Here is a 19,076-nt window from a genome sequence, read left to right as displayed (position 1 = left end):
ATATGTAATAGAACAAAAAGGATGCCAAAAAGTTAGAATCTGACTTGCACCTGTGCCTGTATCATATTAGAATCCTTCTGTCCGTCTCCTTTTTTATCACAAAAAGTATATTGTGCCTGTACACGACATCTGGGGTAAAACCAGTATTGTAGTCCGGCAATGTAATTATTTTGTTTGAAATCAGCCGCCTTGTTCGGATTGAAATAATCGAAAGAGGCAATGAAATCGAAATTTTGTACTAAACGTACGCTGCCTGTCGCATAGAATCCTTCACTTTTTACGTTTTTGTCTTTTCCTGCGAGATATTCCGTACGGAAATTGAAAGCGGAAGTCGTGACGACACCTCCCAGGCTCATACGTTTCTTTGCGTAATTTTCTCCTGTTTTGATTCCTGAATATTGCGAGTCGGCTATGGCATGCCCGGTCCCCCGAATGAAAGATCCTCCTACGGATAGCCATTTGTTAGGATACACCATCAGATTGCCGACTACATCTTTCTGACTGTTTTTATCTTTGGTATTTAGCCCCTGTCCGTTCATGACGGCAAATTTGTATTGCAGGAAATCATGAAAAAGTTTTCCGTGAATCATCATACCAATGTCTCGTCCGGAAGTCATCCCATAACATTTGTCACTACCGCTGACTCCTGCCAGATAGCAGACTGACTGCGAATAACAGTTGATCAATTCTACTGTGGTGGGAGACAACTCGTTCTCAATGGTATAAGGTACTTTAAATTCTCCGATACGTGCTGTAAGTCCGGAGAAAATCCGGTAATCCGTATATACTTCGAGCAACATGCCGCCATTGTAGAAGTCATACATAAAATCGCATGTCCATCTGTCGGTGATTTTACCGTGTGCCATGAAGATGATCCGTTTGATGTCGAATGTGTTGTCCGGATTGGCAGCGTCATCGTATGTGTACCCCAGTTGTGCATAACCGGCCAGACTGATCCGTTCTTTCAGCGTATTGACAACTTGGTTCAATGGTGTTTTCTCCTGTGCTGTGAGCGTATTCTGTATACCGGACAGAATGAACGCGATCATTGAGAGTTGTAAGAGTGTTTTTCGCATGTGACTTGTTGTTATTTGATAGTGGTTGAATTTGTTTTTATAAAAGTTGTATCTATCAGATGATGATGGTCGGAATATGTCTGAGATATCCGGTTGTTTGCTTTCAGCCAGGATACTGCTTTATCTAGGTCGTCAGCTGAGGCCCGCTCCGCTTTTCTGTAAACAGGAAGTGCGATGAGGCCGGTCAGGTTTTCCGGGACACCGATCTCTATCAATACCTGTTTCCATTCTTTTTGAGGGTGCATTTTTATATAGTCTATTCCCAGATTATATCCGGTGATTAGTAGTTCGATTTCTTTTCTTTTTTCGTTGATCGCTTTTCGGGAGAAGGCAGTAGTGGTGAAGTCAATTCCCAATTCCTGTGTACTTATCAGAGACCGGTGCCGGGCATTCATTGCAATAGAGGCTGCCGGGTCGGGGAGGAAAGATGCGTCAATCTGATCGTATTGAAGCATTTGCAGGCGGAGAGGAAGCTGGGCTATTTCCGGTTTGTTCACTTCGGCTTGGCTGATTCCTGCTTTGTTCAGTAGCTGCTCGGTTGCATATTCGATAATGGTATTGCGTGAGACAGCAATATTTCTTTCTTTGAGTTCTTGAAGTTGGTTGATGCCGTTCTCTTTGGAGACGATAAAACAGAAATAACCGTCATTCTTCAGTATGATTCCTAAGTCGGTATGGTGGATAGCCTGTTGAGTTACCGCACTGAGATAGTCAGTAATCATGCCATCTATTGATTGGGTTTGAAAAGCTGCGTCGCGGTCATTGGCGGAATTGAAAGGAAGAATGGTTATATCCAAGCCCAAAGAGTCGTAGATTCCTTGTGCTTTGGCTATGTGAAAGGGAAGTCCGTCCAGCGTCGGAAGTATTCCCAGCGTGAGTGGTTGCAATTCCGTTGAAGGCAAAAAGACACTTTCTCCTTTTTTTCTTTGGCAAGAATAAAGGAAGAAAAGGAGGATACAGAATATGAGTGCCGCTCTCTTCATGCCTGAATGGATGGATAAGGTATAAATAAGGGCAACTCTTTTCACAAAGAACTGCCCTTGTAACACTTAATAGTACTAAATCATTATTCATTAATAGCGGCGATACCCGGAAGAACTTTTCCTTCGATTGCTTCGAGCAATGCGCCACCACCTGTAGAAACATAAGATACGCCGCTAGCCAGACCAAACTTGTTGACACAAGCTACAGAGTCGCCACCACCCACAAGTGAGAAGGCACCGTTCTTAGTTGCTTCAACGATAGCTTCACCTACTGCACGTGAGCCGTGAGTGAAGTTTTCGAATTCGAATACGCCTGTAGGACCGTTCCAAAGAATAGTCTTGGATTCTTTGATTACGTTAGCGAAGATTTCTTCAGTCTTAGGACCGATGTCAAGACCTTCCCATCCGTCAGGAATTTCGTCAACAGCACAGAACTGAGTGTTAGCGTCGTTAGAGAAAGCGTCAGCGATCTTGGCGTCAACAGCCAATACAAGGTTTACACCTTTTTCTTTAGCTTTCTTGATCAGATCTAAAGCCAGGTCAAGTTTATCGTCCTCACAGATAGAGATACCGATTTTACCACCCATTGCTTTAGTAAATGTATAAGTCATACCACCTGCAATGATCAGGTTGTCTACCTTGTTCAACAGGTTTTCGATGATTTCGATTTTGGAAGAAACTTTAGAACCACCCATGATAGCAGTGAACGGGCGTTTGATGTCGTTCAATACTTTATCAACAGCTTTTACTTCTTTTTCCATCAGGTAACCAAACATCTTATTGTTGGTATCGAAGTATTTAGCGATCAGAGCTGTAGAAGCGTGTGCGCGGTGAGCTGTACCGAACGCGTCGTTTACGTAACAGTCAGCGTAAGAAGCCAATTTCTTGGTAAATTCTTTCTGGCTTTCTTTTACAGCTTTCTTTGCAGCCGCTTTTTCTTCGTCTGTAGCATCTTCAGCCAAACCTCTTGGCTTGCCTTCTTCTTCAGCATAGAAGCGAAGGTTTTCGAGCAACAGAACTTCTCCCGGTTGCAGAGCAGCAGCTTTTACTGCAGCTTCTTCGCCCATGCAGTCGTTAGCGAACTGAACTTCAACGCCCAGCAGTTCAGACAGATGTTTGATGATATGTTTCAAAGAGAATTTGTCGGCAACGCCTTTCGGACGGCCCAAGTGAGAACCGATGATGATGCTACCGCCGTCAGCCAAAATCTTCTTCAAAGTAGGAAGAGCTGCACGCATACGAGTGTCATCTGTAATGTTGAAGTTTTCGTCCAGGGGTACATTGAAGTCCACGCGAACAAATGCCTTTTTACCGGCAAAATTGAATTTGTCAATTGTCTGCATAATACTCTATTTTTATTTAAAAGTGTTTTTAATATTCTCTTTTTTGATCGACCGCAAAGTTACTATTTATTTCGGTTCCTTGCTATTAAATCGTTATTTATTCTTGGCTTTTGGTGCCTCTTTTGTAACTTTATAAGTGTTACAGAAATATTTGCACATCATTTGCAAACCGCAGGTGTCACATTTCGGGGTACGTGCCTGACAAACATAACGACCGTGTAAAATAAGCCAGTGATGGGCTATGGGAATTAAGTTTTCCGGAATATTCTTTACCAGTTCTTTCTCTACGCTGAACGGAGTCGTACAGCTGTCCGGCACCAGACCGATACGGTGACTGACACGGAAAACGTGTGTATCTACCGCCATTGCCGCTTTATTGAATACAACGGACTGAATCACATTGGCGGTCTTTCTTCCTACACCGGGGAGTTTAATCAGATCCTCCATGTTGTCGGGTACTTTGCTATTGAAGTCATTAACCAGCATTTTGGCCATCCCTACCAGATGTTTGGCCTTGTTATTCGGATAAGACACGCTCCGGATATATTCGAAAATAACTTCCGGAGTACTGGCAGCGAGAGCTTCCGGGGTAGGGAAGTCCCTGTAGAGAGGGGGAGTGATCATATTCACTCGTTTATCCGTACATTGTGCAGAGAGAATGACGGCGATCAGCAATTCATACGGATCATTATAATGTAATTCTGTTTCGGCTACAGGTACATTTTCCTGAAACCAGGCAATAACTTTTTCATAACGTTCTTTCTTTCTCATCTTAGTTTGTTTTTATGGTAGTGAGGCGTTACTTTTAATTTGAAATAAACAGCGGAGACGACTGTCAGGCAGGCACCGAAAAGATACGCTTTGTCAAACGAACAGATTTCGGCTATATACCCTCCGGTCAACATACCGATACCGATTCCTACGTCCCATGAGGTCAGGTAAGTAGAAGTAGCTGTCCCCCGCTGGTTGTTGGGAGCAAGATTCACGAACAGGGTGTTGAATGCCGGAAACATAATTCCGAATCCGATACCCATGAGTAGGGCAATTCCGAAAAACAGTATGGTACAGACTGTATCATTCCATTGAATAAGGTACACGCAGGATGCGAGCAGGAAGAAACTGACTACAACCAGATAAAGTCCGGCGGCAATCACTTGCGTTATTTTTCCCCGGTCTACCAGTTTGCCTGAAAATATTCGGGAAATCGCCATACCAATCGCCATAAAGGTAAAGAAGAAACCTGTTTGTGTATGAATTCCTATTTCCCGGGCATACATGGCAACGTAGTTGGTGGTCATTCCGTAAGGTATGGAGAGCAGCAGCAAGCTAAGTCCCGCAGGCATTCCTTTCAATAAAATAAAACGGTCGAGTGAAATCGGCTCTCGCTTCACGGGCGGTTTATAAGGTGTTTTTACCAGACTTGCAGACAGGAATCCCAGCATACAGGAACCGAGCGCATAACAAAATATAGTGGCGAAAGAAACTCCTCCGTCATGTAAGAACAGCCCGAACATCGGCCCGATGGACATGGCGATATTATTGGTCAGTCCATAATATCCTAGTCCCTCTCCTCTGCGGGAAGAAGGCATAATATCAATAACTACTGTATTTCCGCCTACCGTGACCATGCCGAAAGAGACTCCATGAATAATTCGGAATATAATAAATAAGGTGAGCGAACCGGCAATAAGATATCCCGCAAACATCAGCATAAAGATGAAATAAGCGAAGAGATAAAGTGGCTTGCGGGCGAATGTATCCAACAGATAACCAGAAAACGGGCGAATACAAAGTGCAGCTACCGTATAACAGGAAAGCACGATGCCGATAGTGGAATTTCCAGCCTGAAAAAACTCGGATAAATAAAACGGCAAAACAGGAATCAGCAACCAGAAACCGAAGTAGAGCAGGAAGTTGGCTGCCAAGATGAAACAATAACCGGGAGTAATGAGTCTATCCTTTGCCATAATAATAAGCATTCAATTTACTAATGAAGATAATCAGTCAATGTCCTCAGTTAGTGTCATTGTTATATTGATAGAATGCCAATGTCCCGATTACCGTTTGACGGTTTTATCGCGGACATTGGCACACTGGTAGATTTGCACTTAATAGGCCGCTTCGAATTCCTTTAAGAAGCGTGTATCATTTTCAGAGAACATACGAAGGTCTTTCACCTGATACTTCAGGTTAGTGATGCGCTCGATACCCATTCCGAGAGCATATCCACTGTAGACTTTGCTGTCGATGCCGTTTGATTCGAGCACGTTCGGATCTACCATACCGCAGCCGAGGATTTCCACCCAGCCGGTATGTTTGCAGAACGGACAACCTTTACCGCCACAGATGTTACAGCTGATATCCATTTCGGCACTTGGCTCTGTAAATGGGAAGTAAGACGGACGCAGACGGATTTTAGTATCCGCACCAAACATTTCTTTAGCGAAAAGCAGCAATACTTGCTTTAAGTCGGTGAATGATACGTTTTTGTCTACATACAATGCTTCTACCTGATGGAAGAAACAGTGTGCACGGTAGCTGATAGCTTCGTTACGGTATACACGTCCCGGACAGATAATGCGGATAGGAGGTTTTGAAGTTTCCATCACACGGGTTTGTACGGAAGAAGTATGAGTACGGAGCACAACATCCGGATGAGCTTCGATGAAGAATGTGTCCTGCATATCGCGTGCCGGATGATCCTCGGCAAAGTTCAGAGCCGAGAATACATGCCAGTCGTCTTCAATTTCGGGACCTTCGGCAATACTGAATCCCAGGCGTGCGAAGATATCGATGACTTCGTTCTTTACAATCGTAATCGGATGACGTGTACCGAGTTCTATCGGATAAGCCGAACGGGTCAGGTCCAAGCCGTCACAACTGTTATCCTGACTTTCGAACTGTTCTTTCAGCGCATTGATTTTGTCCTGCGCTTTAGTTTTCAGTTCATTCAGTCTCATGCCGACTTCTTTTTTCTGTTCGGCAGCTACGTTACGGAAATCCGCCATCAAATCGTTAATGGCTCCCTTCTTACTCAGGTATTTGATGCGGAGAGCTTCGAGTTCTTCGGCATTGGAGGCGTGCAAAGCTTCTACCTCTTTCAGAAGTTGTTCAATCTTAGCTATCATATTTTTGATGTATTGTTATTCAGTTTCTTAGTAAAAACCGTGCAAAGATATAATTTTATCACGAACCATCGAAATAATTTGTATCTTTGTTGCCGACATGTACCGAAAATCGGGGAGCACATATGAAAAAGATTGTTATTTCTCTTCTACTATTGACATTATCGTTTCGCCTGTCAGCTCAGATTGATTATCTGGAGCCGGTGAAGCCTTTTACTACCTATACTGGTGAGTTGGGTGAGTATTATCGGAATGTATTTTCTTTGCTTAATACAGGTTTTCAACAGCCTCCTTATGCGCGTTACGTGGCAATTCCTTCTTTTTCGCCGGAGTATGCAATGTCGGTAGAGAAGAAGAACGGGCGTTGTCTGCTGATTGCAAATACATTGTCGCGCACCTATTGGCAGGCAGAGAAAGGGACGGTGAAGGTAGAAACGAAATCAGTGCCGATCAGTCAGTCTTTATACCAGTCTTTGGGAGCTATTGCCCGTTTGGTGACAAGCCAGATACAAGATATGGACGGTTCCACAGCCGGGTTGGATGGAGTTGTTTATTACTTTTCTTCGACAGATGCAAAAGGGAAAGAGATCATGGGGCGGAAGTGGTCGCCGATGAAAGGAACTTTGATGGAGCGCCTTGTGTTGGTGTGCCAGTCGGCTTACATGTTGTCTCAGGGAGAAAATATCTCCGAACAAGCGTTGGCAGAGGAAGCCAATGCTCTGTTGAAAGAATTGGAGACTCGTGCGAAAGAACAACCGGATGCTTATAAAAAGCCGGTGTATGTAGGTATTTACTCGGTGGGGGTGAAGCAGAGGAGCCCTTCAGGCAAGGAGATAGAGGAATTACCTCACTTACCCGATAGTTGCCCGAATGAATATGTTGCTGCCCGGATGGTTTATCCTGCGGATTTGTTGGCTAAGAATATTTCAGGATATGCCTTGTGTGAGTTTACCATAGATAAGGAAGGAGTCATTCTTCGTCCTCATATTCTGAAATCTACCCATCCGGAGTTTGCGGAAGAAGCTCTTCGTATTGTGAAGGAAATGCCGAAGTGGACTCCTGCGCTTGTGGGTGGTAAGCCTGCTGACAGTACTTATACATTGTATGTGCCTTTCCGCCCTCAACTGTATAAAGAGCAGGTACGTGAGCGTGGTTTGTCCAAAAAAGATTAAAGTCCGGAACTTTTCTTATTTTATATTGTATTATTAGCGTAACCAATTTAAAATAGAAAAGATATGGATGATATGATTAACAGACATGATTCGATTGCCGAAGAGAACATCGAACCGAATGGTCGCCCGGCAACAAACGAGTTTGAGGAATGGAGTGACGAAGTTTCTGACCGTGCAGATAATGTTTTTAAGAAAGACAAGAAAGAGGGTCCTGTTAAGGATCGTGAAAAGCGAATCAAAGAAATGGATGAAGTAATAAAAAAGGACCTTGAATAAAGGTCCTTTTTGGTTTTCTTTTTATCACATCACCCTTTTGAGTGTTTGGCAGCATTGCGTTTCTGTTTCAAACGTTCTTTTTCTGCCTTGTATCTGTTCTTGAGGACTTTGATTTTTTCTTTTTTGACATCTTTAGGTGAGTCACTGTCTTCGATAGCTTCTTTTTCCCGTTCAAACTTCTTTTCCAGTTGTTCTAGACGATTGTCATATCTGTCACTAATGGCTTTCTTCATTCCATCGTTGTAGTCTATGCTTTCGTAATGACTTTCCCAGGTCTTGACTTGATTCTCCATGAGAATTTTCCTGATAGCGGCTTTGTGTTCAATGGCTAAAGCTCTTTTTCTTTGTCCCTTTTCATACCCCGGCAGATTACTTTTTCCGATGGCTCTGAATTTAGCTCCAACTTCCCGGTTTAATTTCTTGATTTTTGCAATTTGGTCGGCTGACAGGTTCAACACCTTATCCGATTCGATTCTTTTGTAGACATCGAAATTTGCATCCTGAGCATATGTAAATGATACAAATGCAGATGCAACAAAAACTAAAATTGCTTTTCTCATAATGTAATTTTAATAATAAATAATCGAGGGTAAAGATAGGGCTATTAATGAATGAACAAGCTTTTAATCTATGAAAACATATTAAAATGACAGTTTCCGTCTTGTTATGTTAGCTTTTGGATATAGGCTTGCATTTTATGAAATTTTTTTTAGTAACTTTGTTGCTAATAGATACATGGGGAACTTTATTAGCTTTGATTGTTTCCAAATTGAAGAAAGAAACTAAAAATGTAGATTTTATGATAAAGGCATTATTGCTTGATGTAGATGGTACTTTATTGAGTTTTGAGACTCATGCGGTATCCCAGTCTTCTATTGACGCTCTTAGGAAAGCTCATGATAGGGGAATAAAAATAGTGATAGCTACCGGTAGGTCGGCATGTGATCTTCGTGAAATAGAATCTGTACCGTATGATGGAATAATTGCATTGAATGGAGCTGATTGCATTTTGCATGATGGTACTGTGATAAGAAGAAGTCCGATTCCGGATAAGGATTTTAAGAAAGCAATGGAGATTGCACGGGAGTTTGATTTTGCTGTTGCTCTTGAGTTGGATGAAGGGATATTTGTCAATCGTCTTACCCCTATCGTCGAGAAGATTGCCCGAATCGTAGAACATCCGGTCCCGCCGGTTGTAGATATTGAAGAAATGTTCGGTAAGAAAGAGTGCTGCCAGCTTTGTTTTTATTTTGATGATGAAACAGAGAGAAAAGTGATGCCGCTTCTGCCCACTCTTTCCTCCTCTCGCTGGCATCCTTTATTTGCTGATATTAATGTTGCGGGAACAAGTAAGGCTGCCGGTCTTTCATTATTTGCTGATTATTATAAAATTGAACCTTTAGAAATAATGGCGTGTGGTGACGGTGGTAATGATATTCCTATGCTGAAAGCTGCCGGAATAGGAGTAGCTATGGGCAATGCATCCGAACAAGTCAAATCTGTTGCCGATTTTGTTACTGATACGGTAGATGATAATGGACTTTGTAAGGTGTTGAAGCGTTTTGGATTAATTTAATATTAATAATGGAGCTGATTGGAGGCTAACTTAAAAAGAGTAACTTGTGACAAGTTACTCTTTTTAAGTTGTGGAGCGTATCGGACTCGAACCGATCACCTCGACACTGCCAGTGTCGCACTCTAGCCAGATGAGCTAACGCCCCGTTTTTTCTTAACTGACATAACGTTTGTAAACGTTTTGCTTTTGTTGGCGCAAATATAATGGAATATTCTGAAATAATTGCTATGTTTGCGGAAATAAATATATTGAAAGGACGATGATATGCTGATTTATAATACAACTTTTCAGGTGGACGATGCTGTTCACGATAATTTTTTGATTTGGATAAAAGAGAGCTATATACCTGAAGTGCAGAAGCACGGAACATTGAAGGCCCCACGTATTTGCCGGATATTGAGTCATCGGGACGAAGGAAGTTCTTATTCTCTGCAATGGGAAGTAGAAAGTAGTGGATTGCTGCATCGCTGGCACATGGAACAGGGAGTACGACTGAATGACGAACTGAAGAAAATATTCAAGGATAAAGTAGTCGGATTTCCGACATTGATGGAGATAGTAGAGTGATTCAGCCGGTAAAAGAAAAGATTATTCTGGGTATTGACCCCGGTACGACCATTATGGGATATGGTATTCTGCGTGTGAAAGGTACCAAGCCTGAGATGATTGCTATGGGTATTATCGATTTGCGTAAATTTGCCAATCATTATTTGAAGTTGCGTCATATTCACGAACGGGTATTGAGCATCATCGAAAGCTATCTGCCGGACGAACTGGCTATTGAAGCGCCGTTTTTCGGCAAGAACGTACAATCCATGCTGAAATTGGGACGTGCTCAGGGAGTGGCGATGGCAGTAGCATTGAGCCGTGATATTCCGATCACAGAATATGCTCCTTTGAAAATCAAGATGGCTATTACCGGCAACGGACAGGCATCAAAAGAACAAGTGGCAGACATGTTGCAGCGAATGCTTCATTTTCCTAAAGAAGATATGCCTGTCTTTATGGATGCAACGGACGGTTTAGCGGCAGCCTATTGTCATTTTCTGCAAATGGGACGCCCGACAATGGAAAAAGGGTATAGTAGCTGGAAAGATTTTATTGCGAAGAATCCCGATAAGGTGAAATAAACTCGCGATGAAACAGGAGTGGAGTGAGTAAGGTAATAAACAAGTAAGTTGTAGGTAATGTGAGTACCACAGGGAAGGTTTAGTATGAAGATGGGAACTAATTATTTAGCAATATTGGGGGTGACCACGGTGACGACAGTAATGAGTTGTACTACTGCGAAAAAGGAATATATGTCTTATGAATTATATCCGGTTCGTACGGGAAATCTGATTGAAATGGAGTATACACCGGAGGCAACAAAGTTTATTCTTTGGTCGCCTACGGCAGATGAAGTGCGCCTGATGCTTTATGAGGCAGGTGAGGGCGGACACGCCTATGAAACGGTAAAGATGCAACCGGGAGAAGAAGGTACGTGGTCGGCTGTAGTAAATAAGGACCTCATCGGCAAGTTCTATACTTTTAATGTGAAGATTGATGACAAGTGGAAAGGAGACACCCCTGGAATAAATGCTCGTGCTGTCGGAGTGAACGGTAGACGGGCTGCCATTATTGATTGGCAATCCACCAACCCGGACGGTTGGGAGAGTGACATTCGTCCCCCTTTGAAGTCGGCTGCCGATATGATTATTTATGAGATGCACTACCGTGATTTTTCGGTAGATTCCACTTCAGGTGTGAAGCATAAAGGGAAATATCTGGCACTGACCGAACATGGAACGATGAATTCCGACAAGTTGCTGACAGGAATCGACCATCTGATAGAACTGGGCGTGACACATGTACACCTGCTTCCTTCTTTTGACTATGCTTCGGTAGATGAAACCAAGCTGAATGAAAATTCGTATAACTGGGGCTATGACCCACAAAACTATAACGTGCCGGATGGTTCCTATGCCACCGATCCCTACCAGCCTGCCACTCGTGTGAAGGAGTTCAAGCAGATGGTACAGGCATTGCATAAAGCAGGTATCCGTGTGATTATGGATGTAGTGTACAATCATACATTCAATACGGACGAGAGTAATTTCGAACGTACCGTTCCCGGTTATTTCTATCGCCAGAAAGAAGATAAATCGCTGGCTAATGGTTCAGGATGTGGCAATGAGACTGCCAGCGAACGCCCTATGATGCGTAAGTTTATGGTGGAATCCGTTCTCTATTGGATAAAGGAATACCATGTGGACGGCTTCCGGTTTGACTTGATGGGAATTCACGATATCGAAACGATGAATGAGATCCGGAAGGCGGTGAATATGATTGATCCCACAATCTGTATTTATGGAGAAGGATGGGCAGCCGAAGCCCCCCAGTATCCGGCTGATTCTCTGGCAATGAAAGGAAATATAGCACAGATACCCGAGGTGGCTGTTTTCTCTGACGAGTTGCGTGACGGACTTTGTGGCCCCGTCGGTGATAAGCATAAAGGAGCTTTTCTTGCCGGAATTCCGGGAGAAGAGATGAGTGTAAAGTTCGGTATAGCAGGAGCCATTGAGCATCCGCAAGTACATTGTGACTCGGTAAATTATACTAAAAAGCCCTGGGCAAAACAGCCTGTGCAAATGATTAGTTATGTCTCCTGTCACGATGGTTTATGCCTGGTAGACCGGCTGAAAGCAAGTATGCCCTCCATCACTCCTGAACAACTAATTCGCCTTGATAAACTGGCACAGACCGTCGTCTTTACTTCACAAGGCATTCCGTTTATTTATGCCGGAGAGGAAATCATGCGTGACAAGCAAGGCATAGATAATAGTTATAAAAGTCCGGATGCGGTAAATGCCATCGACTGGCGGCGTAAGACAACTAACGGTGATGTTTTTATTTACTATAAACGATTGATCGACCTGCGTAAATCTCATCCGGCTTTCCGTATGGGAGATGCCGCTCTGGTCCGGAAACATCTGGAATTTCTTCCCGTGGAAGGAAGCAATCTGATTGCTTTCCGTCTGAAAGACCATGCAAATGGAGATCCTTGGGAAGAGATCATCGTTGCATTTAATTCTCGTCCTACTCCTGCCAAACTGGCTGTTCCGCTTGGTAAATATACAGTTGTATGTAAAGACGGAGTGATAGATACGCGTGGATTAGGCATACAAAACGGGCCGGAAGTTATTATTCCCGGTCAGTCGGCTTTGATTTTATATAAGTAAATTCTAACAGAATAGAAGAATATGATTCAAAATACATTCAACATAGCGGGGGGCGTGGCACGCAACCCGCTAGTGCGTTTAGCTACTCCAATCACGGCAACCATTTCGGCTGGTGAACACATTGCAATCGTAGGACCTAACGGAGGGGGAAAAAGTCTTTTTGTCGATACTCTGATTGGGAAATATCCGCTGCGTGAAGGAGTGTTGCAATATGACTTTTCTCCTTCTGCCACTCAGACTGTCTATGATAATGTAAAATATATCGCTTTTCGTGATACTTACGGAGCAGCCGATGCTAATTATTACTATCAGCAACGCTGGAATGCCCACGATCAGGACGAAGCACCCGATGTTCGCGAAACGCTGGGAGAAATCAAAGACGAACAGCTGAAACAAGAACTGTTTGAACTCTTTCGTATTGAGCCGATGCTCGATAAGAAGATCATCCTTCTTTCCAGTGGTGAACTGCGTAAATTCCAGCTGACCAAAACTCTGCTGACGGCTCCCCGCGTATTGATTATGGACAATCCGTTTATCGGGCTGGACGCACCTACCCGTGAGTTGCTGTTCTCTTTGCTCGACCGTTTGACAAAGATGTCATCCGTGCAGATTATTCTGGTATTGTCGATGCTGGACGATATCCCTTCCTTTATAACGCATGTGATTCCTGTGGATAAAATGACGGTATACCCTAAGATGGAGCGTGATGCCTATCTGGAAGCTTTTCGTTCCGGAGATATAGCGGTTTCTTTTGATGGGTTACAGCAGCGTATACTTGATTTGCCTTATGATGGAAATAATTATGATTCCGATGAAGTAGTCAAACTGAATAAAGTCAGTATCCGCTATGATGACCGCACTATTCTGAAAGAGCTCGACTGGACAGTGCGCCGTGGTGAAAAATGGGCATTGAGTGGTGAAAACGGAGCCGGTAAATCCACTCTGTTAAGCCTTGTCTGTGCAGATAATCCACAATCCTATGCTTGTGATATCAGCCTTTTCGGACGAAAGAGAGGAACAGGAGAGAGTATTTGGGAAATTAAAAAACATATTGGATATGTAAGTCCGGAGATGCACCGTGCCTATCTCAAGAATCTGCCGGCTATTGAAATCGTGGCCAGTGGTCTTCATGACAGTATCGGATTGTACAAACGCCCCCAGCCGGAGCAAATGGCTATTTGTGAATGGTGGATGGATATATTTGGCATCGCCGAATTGAAAGATAAACCTTTCCTGCAACTTTCCAGTGGAGAACAACGCCTGGCGTTGCTGGCACGTGCCTTTGTTAAAGATCCGGAGCTGCTGATTCTGGATGAACCGCTTCACGGTCTGGATACTTATAATCGTCGTCGGGTAAAGAAGATTATTGAAGCCTTCTGCCATCGCAAAGACAAGACGATGATTATGGTGACTCACTACGAGTCGGAACTGCCGGGCACTATTACAGACCGTCTTTTCTTGAAGAGAAACCGATAGAAACAGACGGTTATCTGAAAAGCAATGTTCCGCTCTGCTATTCTGAACGTGGTAAAGAATGGCAGAGTAACTGAAAAGAATATCCTGTTTCTTTAATTAATAGGATGTGTGAACCAGAAACAGGAACCTTTTCCCGGTTCTGATTCTACGCCGATTTTCCCTCCCAGTTGTGTCACGATACTCTGGCAGATAGGCAATCCGAGTCCCGTACCGGGAATAAAGCTGTTGAGTTTTACAAATCGGGTGAAGATAGCTTCCTGTTTTTCCGGTTCTACTCCCATTCCTGTATCCTGAACAGAGAATTTCACTTCGTTTCCATTTATCTGATAATCGATGGTGATGCTTCCTTCGGAAGTGAATTTAAAAGCATTCGTCACGAAGTTCAGCAATACCTGATATAATCTGTTCTTGTCACTGGTGAAGGTCAGTTCGGGCAAATCATCTTTCAGGCGGAGTTCTACTTGTGGAGTCGCTTTCATTTGCATAGCCTGAAACAGATCGCTGCAAAGCTGTTTTGCATTCACTTTTTCGGGAATAATGTCAAAAGTTCCCGCTTCAATTTTCGACAAGTCGAGAATATCGGAAATAAGCTGAAGTAACAGCTTGTTATTATCTTCTATGATCGTGATGTACTGATGCTTTTCTTCCTGATCCTCCGCCTCTTCCAGCATACTCGAAAAGCCGATTATCGCATTGAGCGGAGTGCGTATCTCATGGCTCATGTTGGCAAGGAAGGCAGATTTTAAGCGGTCCGCTTCTTCGGCTTTATCCTTGGCTTTGATCAGCATTTGTTCGGTCTCTTTTAGCTGCGTAATGTCAAAGTTGATACACAGCATTTCAATGATGTTGTCCTGCGGTCGATAGTTACGGACCAGCACATTCACCCGTGTCCATGTGTAGTTTCCGTCAGCTCTGCGGATGCGTACATCCCTGCATAATTTCGAACTTTCACCTTTTATCACCTTAGCCAGGAAGTCGAGCATGACAGCCCGGTCCTCCGGATGGAAGTGAGAATGGATGCCGATAATTTCAGGTAACGGTGTACCTTCCTCTTCTCCTACATTTTTATACCAGCTGCTCAGGGCATACCCATCGCGGCTTAATGCGTCGAAATGAGCATATCCTACTTTGGCATAATCGCCTACCAGTTCAAAGAAATTCTTGAATTCCTGAATTTTGTTGTAGGCGATGGTGTTTTCCGTCTTGTCTACGTTTATCAACAGATAATTAATGGGCTGCCGAGCATGATCATAAAGTGTTGTTATTCTTGTTGTCAGATTAAGGAAACCGGATGATTTCTCCGATTCGTAATATCCGTTGATCTTTGAAAAATCATATTGGAAGGTGAATTCAATATCTTCGTTTTCTTTGATTTTCGGCTTTATCTCTTCCGGAAGAACCGGATTCTCAAAAATGTTAATGCCAATTATTTTTTCTTTATGAGTAATATGGAACATTTCCAGTTCCTTCTTATTTAAGTCAATCAGATCTCCGTTTTTATTATATAGTTCAATGCCGACAGGGATGTTTTTGTAGATATTGTGCAGAATACGTTCACTGTTGTGCAGTGCCCGGTAGGCGGAAGCCATGTGAGGGCTGTCCTGTGTTTCTGCTATTCCACATATTTTGGTGTTTCCTTCCTCATCCGTTTCCTGAAAACATCTTTTACTGCGAATCCACACCTCTCCTTGGGGAGTGTCGAGTAGATATACCTCTTCAACCGTTTGTTGCAATTTGTCAAAAGAGTAGCTGGTGGTATGATGCTGGTCCTCCCGCAAGATACGCTTATTGAAATCCTCAAAACTTATCACCCCGTCTTCGTCTATCCCAAGTAGTCGGGAGATGAACTCGGAACATACATAACTTTCTGTTTTTAAGTCCGCTTCCCACCATCCTATATTCGCTTTATTCAGCAATTTTTGCAGGAATGTATATTCTTTCTGTTTATTCGTTTTCAATGGTTTACTTGTTTTATCTGCGGTTGAATATTTATTTAGTTCGTAAAAATAGTCATTTCTATTGAATAATTTTCAATAAACCATCACTTTTAGGTATTGATACCTTCTGATTATTTCGTGAACTTTGTAGAGAAGCAAAATGTTGTATATATAAACAGAAGAAAGGAGACCATTAAGAATGAAAAAGATAGTATTACTTCGTCATGGAGAGAGTGCCTGGAACAAGGAAAACCGTTTCACGGGTTGGACGGATGTAGACCTGACAGAAAAGGGAGTTGCTGAAGCTGAAAAGGCGGGTGTCACATTGAGGGAATATGGCTTCAACTTTGATAAAGCCTACACTTCTTATCTAAAAAGAGCAGTCAAAACCTTGAACTGCGTACTTGACAAAATGAATCTGGACTGGATTCCTGTTGAGAAGAGCTGGCGTCTGAATGAGAAGCATTACGGTGATCTGCAAGGGCTCAATAAGGCGGAAACAGCAGAGAAATACGGAGAAGAACAAGTGCTGATCTGGCGACGCAGCTATGATATAGCTCCCAATCCACTTTCCGAAACCGATTTGAGAAATCCGCGTTTCGATTACCGCTACCACGAAGTACCCGATGCGGAATTGCCGCGTACCGAATCATTGAAAGATACCATCGACCGTATTATGCCCTATTGGGAATCGGATATATTCCCGGCTTTGAAAGATGCCCACACCCTGTTGGTCGTGGCACATGGCAATAGTTTGCGGGGGATTATCAAGCATCTGAAACATATCTCTGACGAAGACATCGTCAAGTTGAATCTTCCTACTGCCATTCCTTATGTATTCGAGTTTGACGAGAACCAGAATGTTTCCAACGATTACTTCCTGGGCAATCCGGAAGAGATCCGTAAGCTGATGGAAGCGGTAACCAATCAGGGAAAGAAAAAATAGCAGGCTTTGTGTGCCTGCATATCATTGTTATACATTTAAAAAAATAAAGTTATGAGTAAAATAGTTGATTTATTAGGAGATAAGACCAGTTATTATCTGGACCACACCTGTAAGACCATTGATAAATCGTTGATTTATATACCCTCACCGGATACTATCGATAAAGTCTGGATTGATTCGGACCGCAATATCAAAGTGTTGAATAGCTTACAGGCTATTCTTGGACACGGACGTCTGGCAAATACCGGTTATGTGTCCATTCTTCCTGTCGATCAGGATATCGAGCATACAGCCGGAGCATCTTTTGCTCCGAATCCTATTTATTTCGATCCGGAGAATATTGTGAAGTTGGCTATCGAAGGCGGTTGTAATGCGGTCGCTTCTACATTCGGCATTTTGGGGTCAGTTGCACGCAAATATGCCCATAAGATTCCTTTTGTAGTTAAACTGAATCACAACGAATTGCTGACCTATCCTAATTCATACGATCAGGTCATGTTCGGCACGGTCAAAGAAGCTTGGAATATGGGAGCTGCGGCTGTAGGTGCTACCATTTATTTCGGTTCCGAACAGAGCCGTCGTCAGTTGGTAGAGATTGCGGAGGCTTTTGAGTATGCTCATGAGTTGGGTATGGTTACCATTTTGTGGTGTTACCTGCGCAATAGTGACTTCAAAAAAGGTGGTGTGGATTATCACGCTGCTGCCGACCTGACCGGACAGGCTAATCGTCTTGGCGTTACGATCAAAGCAGATATTGTAAAGCAAAAACTTCCTACTAATAATGGTGGTTTTAAAGCAATCGGTTTCGGTAAGACAGACGAACGCATGTATACAGATCTTGCTACGGAACATCCGATTGACCTCTGTCGCTATCAGGTGGCAAACGGTTATATGGGACGTGTCGGATTGATCAATTCCGGCGGTGAATCTCATGGTGCTTCCGATTTGCGCGATGCGGTCATAACAGCTGTTGTCAATAAGCGTGCCGGTGGCATGGGATTGATCAGTGGACGTAAGGCTTTCCAGAAGCCGATGAATAAAGGTGTTGAATTATTAAACGCTATCCAGGATGTTTACCTCGATCCGGCAATAACCATTGCCTGATCTAGGAAAGATAAGAATTAATTCTTATCTTTGACTACCAGATAGTTAACCATTAAAAATTAGAGTTATGAAGTTTTTTATTGACACAGCCAATTTGGAGCAGATTCAGGAGGCGTATGACCTCGGAGTACTTGACGGAGTGACTACCAATCCTTCGCTGATGGCGAAAGAAGGCATTAAAGGTACGGAGAATCAACGTGAACATTACATTAAGATATGCAAGATTGTCAATGCTGACGTGAGTGCGGAAGTAATAGCAACGGATTATGAAGGGATGATCCGCGAAGGGGAAGAGCTTGCCGCACTAAATCCGCATATTGTTGTAAAAGTGCCTTGCATTGCCGATGGTATCAAAGCTATCAAGTACTTTACAGAAAAAGGAATTCGGACGAACTGTACACTGGTCTTTTCCATAGGACAGGCATTGCTGGCGGCAAAAGCCGGAGCTACCTATGTTTCTCCTTTTGTCGGACGTCTGGACGATATTTGTGAAGATGGGGTAGGGCTTGTCGGCGATATAGTACGTATGTATCGTACCTATGATTACAAGACTCAGGTATTGGCAGCTTCCATCCGCAATACGAAACACATTATCGAATGTGTGGAAGTGGGGGCAGATGTGGCTACATGTCCGTTGAGTGCCATCAAAGGGCTGTTGAATCATCCGTTGACTGATTCAGGACTGAAAAAGTTCCTGGAAGATTATAAAAAGGTAAATGGATAATCCGGTTTGAGAAACTAGGTTTTCTTCCAAATTATATGGATAGAGTGGGATGTGTCACAACTGACATATCCCTTTTTTTGCACAAGGGGCTGTGTCAAAACTAAGGCACATCCCCTT

Annotated in this window: 18 protein-coding genes and 1 tRNA gene; 10 read left to right on the top strand and 9 right to left on the bottom strand. The window is 43.2% G+C overall.

The annotated features are described in order from the left end of the window. Positions 1-32: 32 nt before the first annotated feature. The 6 genes from HMPREF2794_RS13910 to pheS form a co-directional block, all read right to left on the bottom strand. Positions 33-1,076: a porin gene (locus HMPREF2794_RS13910; RefSeq protein ID WP_022301437.1), complete on the bottom strand. Its 1,044-nt coding sequence runs from the start codon at positions 1,074-1,076 to the stop codon at positions 33-35. A gap of 11 nt (positions 1,077-1,087) precedes the next feature. Then, on the bottom strand, positions 1,088-2,059 hold the full coding sequence (locus HMPREF2794_RS13905) for an ABC transporter substrate-binding protein (protein ID WP_029425646.1): 972 nt from the start codon (positions 2,057-2,059) through the stop codon (positions 1,088-1,090). An 83-nt stretch (positions 2,060-2,142) separates the two neighbouring features. Continuing rightward, positions 2,143-3,402, bottom strand: coding sequence for a phosphoglycerate kinase (gene pgk, locus HMPREF2794_RS13900; RefSeq protein WP_010538903.1), 1,260 nt, complete (start codon positions 3,400-3,402; stop codon positions 2,143-2,145). A 93-nt stretch (positions 3,403-3,495) separates the two neighbouring features. Beyond that, complete coding sequence (gene nth, locus HMPREF2794_RS13895) at positions 3,496-4,173, bottom strand: endonuclease III (RefSeq protein ID WP_010538902.1); 678 nt, start codon at positions 4,171-4,173, stop codon at positions 3,496-3,498. Beyond that, entirely contained in the window at positions 4,170-5,369 is a 1,200-nt protein-coding gene (locus HMPREF2794_RS13890; protein ID WP_055270195.1) for an MFS transporter, read from the bottom strand. Before HMPREF2794_RS13890 ends, nth begins: the two co-directional genes overlap by 4 nt. A 141-nt stretch (positions 5,370-5,510) precedes the next feature. After that, on the bottom strand, positions 5,511-6,530 hold the full coding sequence (pheS, locus tag HMPREF2794_RS13885; protein WP_055221940.1) for a phenylalanine--tRNA ligase subunit alpha: 1,020 nt from the start codon (positions 6,528-6,530) through the stop codon (positions 5,511-5,513). Positions 6,531-6,652: 122 nt separating this feature from the next. Here pheS and HMPREF2794_RS13880 point away from each other — a divergent pair, with 122 nt between their 5' ends. Next, positions 6,653-7,699: an energy transducer TonB gene (locus tag HMPREF2794_RS13880; protein ID WP_055270193.1), complete on the top strand. Its 1,047-nt coding sequence runs from the start codon at positions 6,653-6,655 to the stop codon at positions 7,697-7,699. A 63-nt stretch (positions 7,700-7,762) separates the two neighbouring features. After that, positions 7,763-7,975, top strand: a complete 213-nt coding sequence (locus tag HMPREF2794_RS13875) for a hypothetical protein (protein WP_010538898.1) — start codon at positions 7,763-7,765, stop codon at positions 7,973-7,975. A 29-nt stretch (positions 7,976-8,004) separates the two neighbouring features. Here the strand turns inward: HMPREF2794_RS13875 and HMPREF2794_RS13870 are convergent, their stop codons facing one another. Further along, positions 8,005-8,535, bottom strand: a complete 531-nt coding sequence (locus tag HMPREF2794_RS13870) for a hypothetical protein (protein WP_010538897.1) — start codon at positions 8,533-8,535, stop codon at positions 8,005-8,007. A 239-nt stretch (positions 8,536-8,774) separates the two neighbouring features. Between HMPREF2794_RS13870 and HMPREF2794_RS13865 the strand changes: the two genes are divergently transcribed. Beyond that, positions 8,775-9,551, top strand: a complete 777-nt coding sequence (locus tag HMPREF2794_RS13865; protein ID WP_029425643.1) for a Cof-type HAD-IIB family hydrolase — start codon at positions 8,775-8,777, stop codon at positions 9,549-9,551. A gap of 71 nt (positions 9,552-9,622) precedes the next feature. Here the strand turns inward: HMPREF2794_RS13865 and HMPREF2794_RS13860 are convergent. Then, positions 9,623-9,696 (bottom strand) — tRNA-Ala (locus HMPREF2794_RS13860). A gap of 119 nt (positions 9,697-9,815) precedes the next feature. Between HMPREF2794_RS13860 and HMPREF2794_RS13855 the strand changes: the two genes are divergently transcribed. The 4 genes from HMPREF2794_RS13855 (at position 9,816) to HMPREF2794_RS13840 (ending at position 14,248) form a co-directional block, all read left to right on the top strand. Next, on the top strand, positions 9,816-10,118 hold the full coding sequence (locus HMPREF2794_RS13855; protein WP_010538895.1) for a DUF4286 family protein: 303 nt from the start codon (positions 9,816-9,818) through the stop codon (positions 10,116-10,118). Further along, entirely contained in the window at positions 10,115-10,681 is a 567-nt protein-coding gene (gene ruvC, locus HMPREF2794_RS13850; protein WP_055270191.1) for a crossover junction endodeoxyribonuclease RuvC, read from the top strand. The genes HMPREF2794_RS13855 and ruvC overlap by 4 nt, the downstream gene beginning before the upstream one ends. An 84-nt stretch (positions 10,682-10,765) precedes the next feature. Beyond that, positions 10,766-12,772: a type I pullulanase gene (gene pulA, locus HMPREF2794_RS13845; protein WP_055270189.1), complete on the top strand. Its 2,007-nt coding sequence runs from the start codon at positions 10,766-10,768 to the stop codon at positions 12,770-12,772. 21 nt (positions 12,773-12,793) lie between these two features. Beyond that, positions 12,794-14,248, top strand: a complete 1,455-nt coding sequence (locus HMPREF2794_RS13840) for an ATP-binding cassette domain-containing protein (RefSeq protein WP_055270187.1) — start codon at positions 12,794-12,796, stop codon at positions 14,246-14,248. A gap of 92 nt (positions 14,249-14,340) precedes the next feature. Here the strand turns inward: HMPREF2794_RS13840 and HMPREF2794_RS13835 are convergent, their stop codons facing one another. Further along, positions 14,341-16,206, bottom strand: coding sequence for a PAS domain-containing sensor histidine kinase (locus HMPREF2794_RS13835; RefSeq protein ID WP_171033364.1), 1,866 nt, complete (start codon positions 16,204-16,206; stop codon positions 14,341-14,343). A 178-nt stretch (positions 16,207-16,384) separates the two neighbouring features. Between HMPREF2794_RS13835 and gpmA the strand changes: the two genes are divergently transcribed. The 3 genes from gpmA to fsa all read left to right on the top strand — a co-directional run bounded on the left by gpmA (position 16,385) and on the right by fsa (position 18,959). Continuing rightward, on the top strand, positions 16,385-17,131 hold the full coding sequence (gene gpmA / locus HMPREF2794_RS13830; protein WP_055270185.1) for a 2,3-diphosphoglycerate-dependent phosphoglycerate mutase: 747 nt from the start codon (positions 16,385-16,387) through the stop codon (positions 17,129-17,131). 51 nt (positions 17,132-17,182) lie between these two features. Continuing rightward, entirely contained in the window at positions 17,183-18,235 is a 1,053-nt protein-coding gene (locus HMPREF2794_RS13825) for a class I fructose-bisphosphate aldolase (protein WP_010538889.1), read from the top strand. Between the two features lie 67 nt (positions 18,236-18,302). Further along, positions 18,303-18,959, top strand: coding sequence for a fructose-6-phosphate aldolase (gene fsa / locus HMPREF2794_RS13820; RefSeq protein ID WP_010538888.1), 657 nt, complete (start codon positions 18,303-18,305; stop codon positions 18,957-18,959). The last annotated feature ends 117 nt before the right edge of the window (positions 18,960-19,076 follow it).

Source organism: Bacteroides sp. HMSC067B03, assembly GCF_001811315.1.
In the GTDB taxonomy this organism is placed as follows: Bacteria; Bacteroidota; Bacteroidia; order Bacteroidales; family Bacteroidaceae; genus Bacteroides; species Bacteroides faecis.
This window is presented reverse-complemented; position numbering and strand designations above follow the sequence as displayed.

Bases quoted from the DNA above. Each gene is read 5' to 3' on its own strand.
- HMPREF2794_RS13910 (WP_022301437.1), bottom strand. From the start codon at position 1,076: ATGCGAAAAACACTCTTACAACTCTCAATGATCGCGTTCATTCTGTCC.
- HMPREF2794_RS13905 (WP_029425646.1), bottom strand. From the start codon at position 2,059: ATGAAGAGAGCGGCACTCATATTCTGTATCCTCCTTTTCTTCCTTTAT.
- pgk (WP_010538903.1), bottom strand. From the start codon at position 3,402: ATGCAGACAATTGACAAATTCAATTTTGCCGGTAAAAAGGCATTTGTT.
- nth (WP_010538902.1), bottom strand. From the start codon at position 4,173: ATGAGAAAGAAAGAACGTTATGAAAAAGTTATTGCCTGGTTTCAGGAA.
- HMPREF2794_RS13890 (WP_055270195.1), bottom strand. From the start codon at position 5,369: ATGGCAAAGGATAGACTCATTACTCCCGGTTATTGTTTCATCTTGGCA.
- pheS (WP_055221940.1), bottom strand. From the start codon at position 6,530: ATGATAGCTAAGATTGAACAACTTCTGAAAGAGGTAGAAGCTTTGCAC.
- HMPREF2794_RS13880 (WP_055270193.1), top strand. From the start codon at position 6,653: ATGAAAAAGATTGTTATTTCTCTTCTACTATTGACATTATCGTTTCGC.
- HMPREF2794_RS13875 (WP_010538898.1), top strand. From the start codon at position 7,763: ATGGATGATATGATTAACAGACATGATTCGATTGCCGAAGAGAACATC.
- HMPREF2794_RS13870 (WP_010538897.1), bottom strand. From the start codon at position 8,535: ATGAGAAAAGCAATTTTAGTTTTTGTTGCATCTGCATTTGTATCATTT.
- HMPREF2794_RS13865 (WP_029425643.1), top strand. From the start codon at position 8,775: ATGATAAAGGCATTATTGCTTGATGTAGATGGTACTTTATTGAGTTTT.
- HMPREF2794_RS13855 (WP_010538895.1), top strand. From the start codon at position 9,816: ATGCTGATTTATAATACAACTTTTCAGGTGGACGATGCTGTTCACGAT.
- pulA (WP_055270189.1), top strand. From the start codon at position 10,766: ATGAAGATGGGAACTAATTATTTAGCAATATTGGGGGTGACCACGGTG.
- HMPREF2794_RS13840 (WP_055270187.1), top strand. From the start codon at position 12,794: ATGATTCAAAATACATTCAACATAGCGGGGGGCGTGGCACGCAACCCG.
- gpmA (WP_055270185.1), top strand. From the start codon at position 16,385: ATGAAAAAGATAGTATTACTTCGTCATGGAGAGAGTGCCTGGAACAAG.
- HMPREF2794_RS13825 (WP_010538889.1), top strand. From the start codon at position 17,183: ATGAGTAAAATAGTTGATTTATTAGGAGATAAGACCAGTTATTATCTG.
- fsa (WP_010538888.1), top strand. From the start codon at position 18,303: ATGAAGTTTTTTATTGACACAGCCAATTTGGAGCAGATTCAGGAGGCG.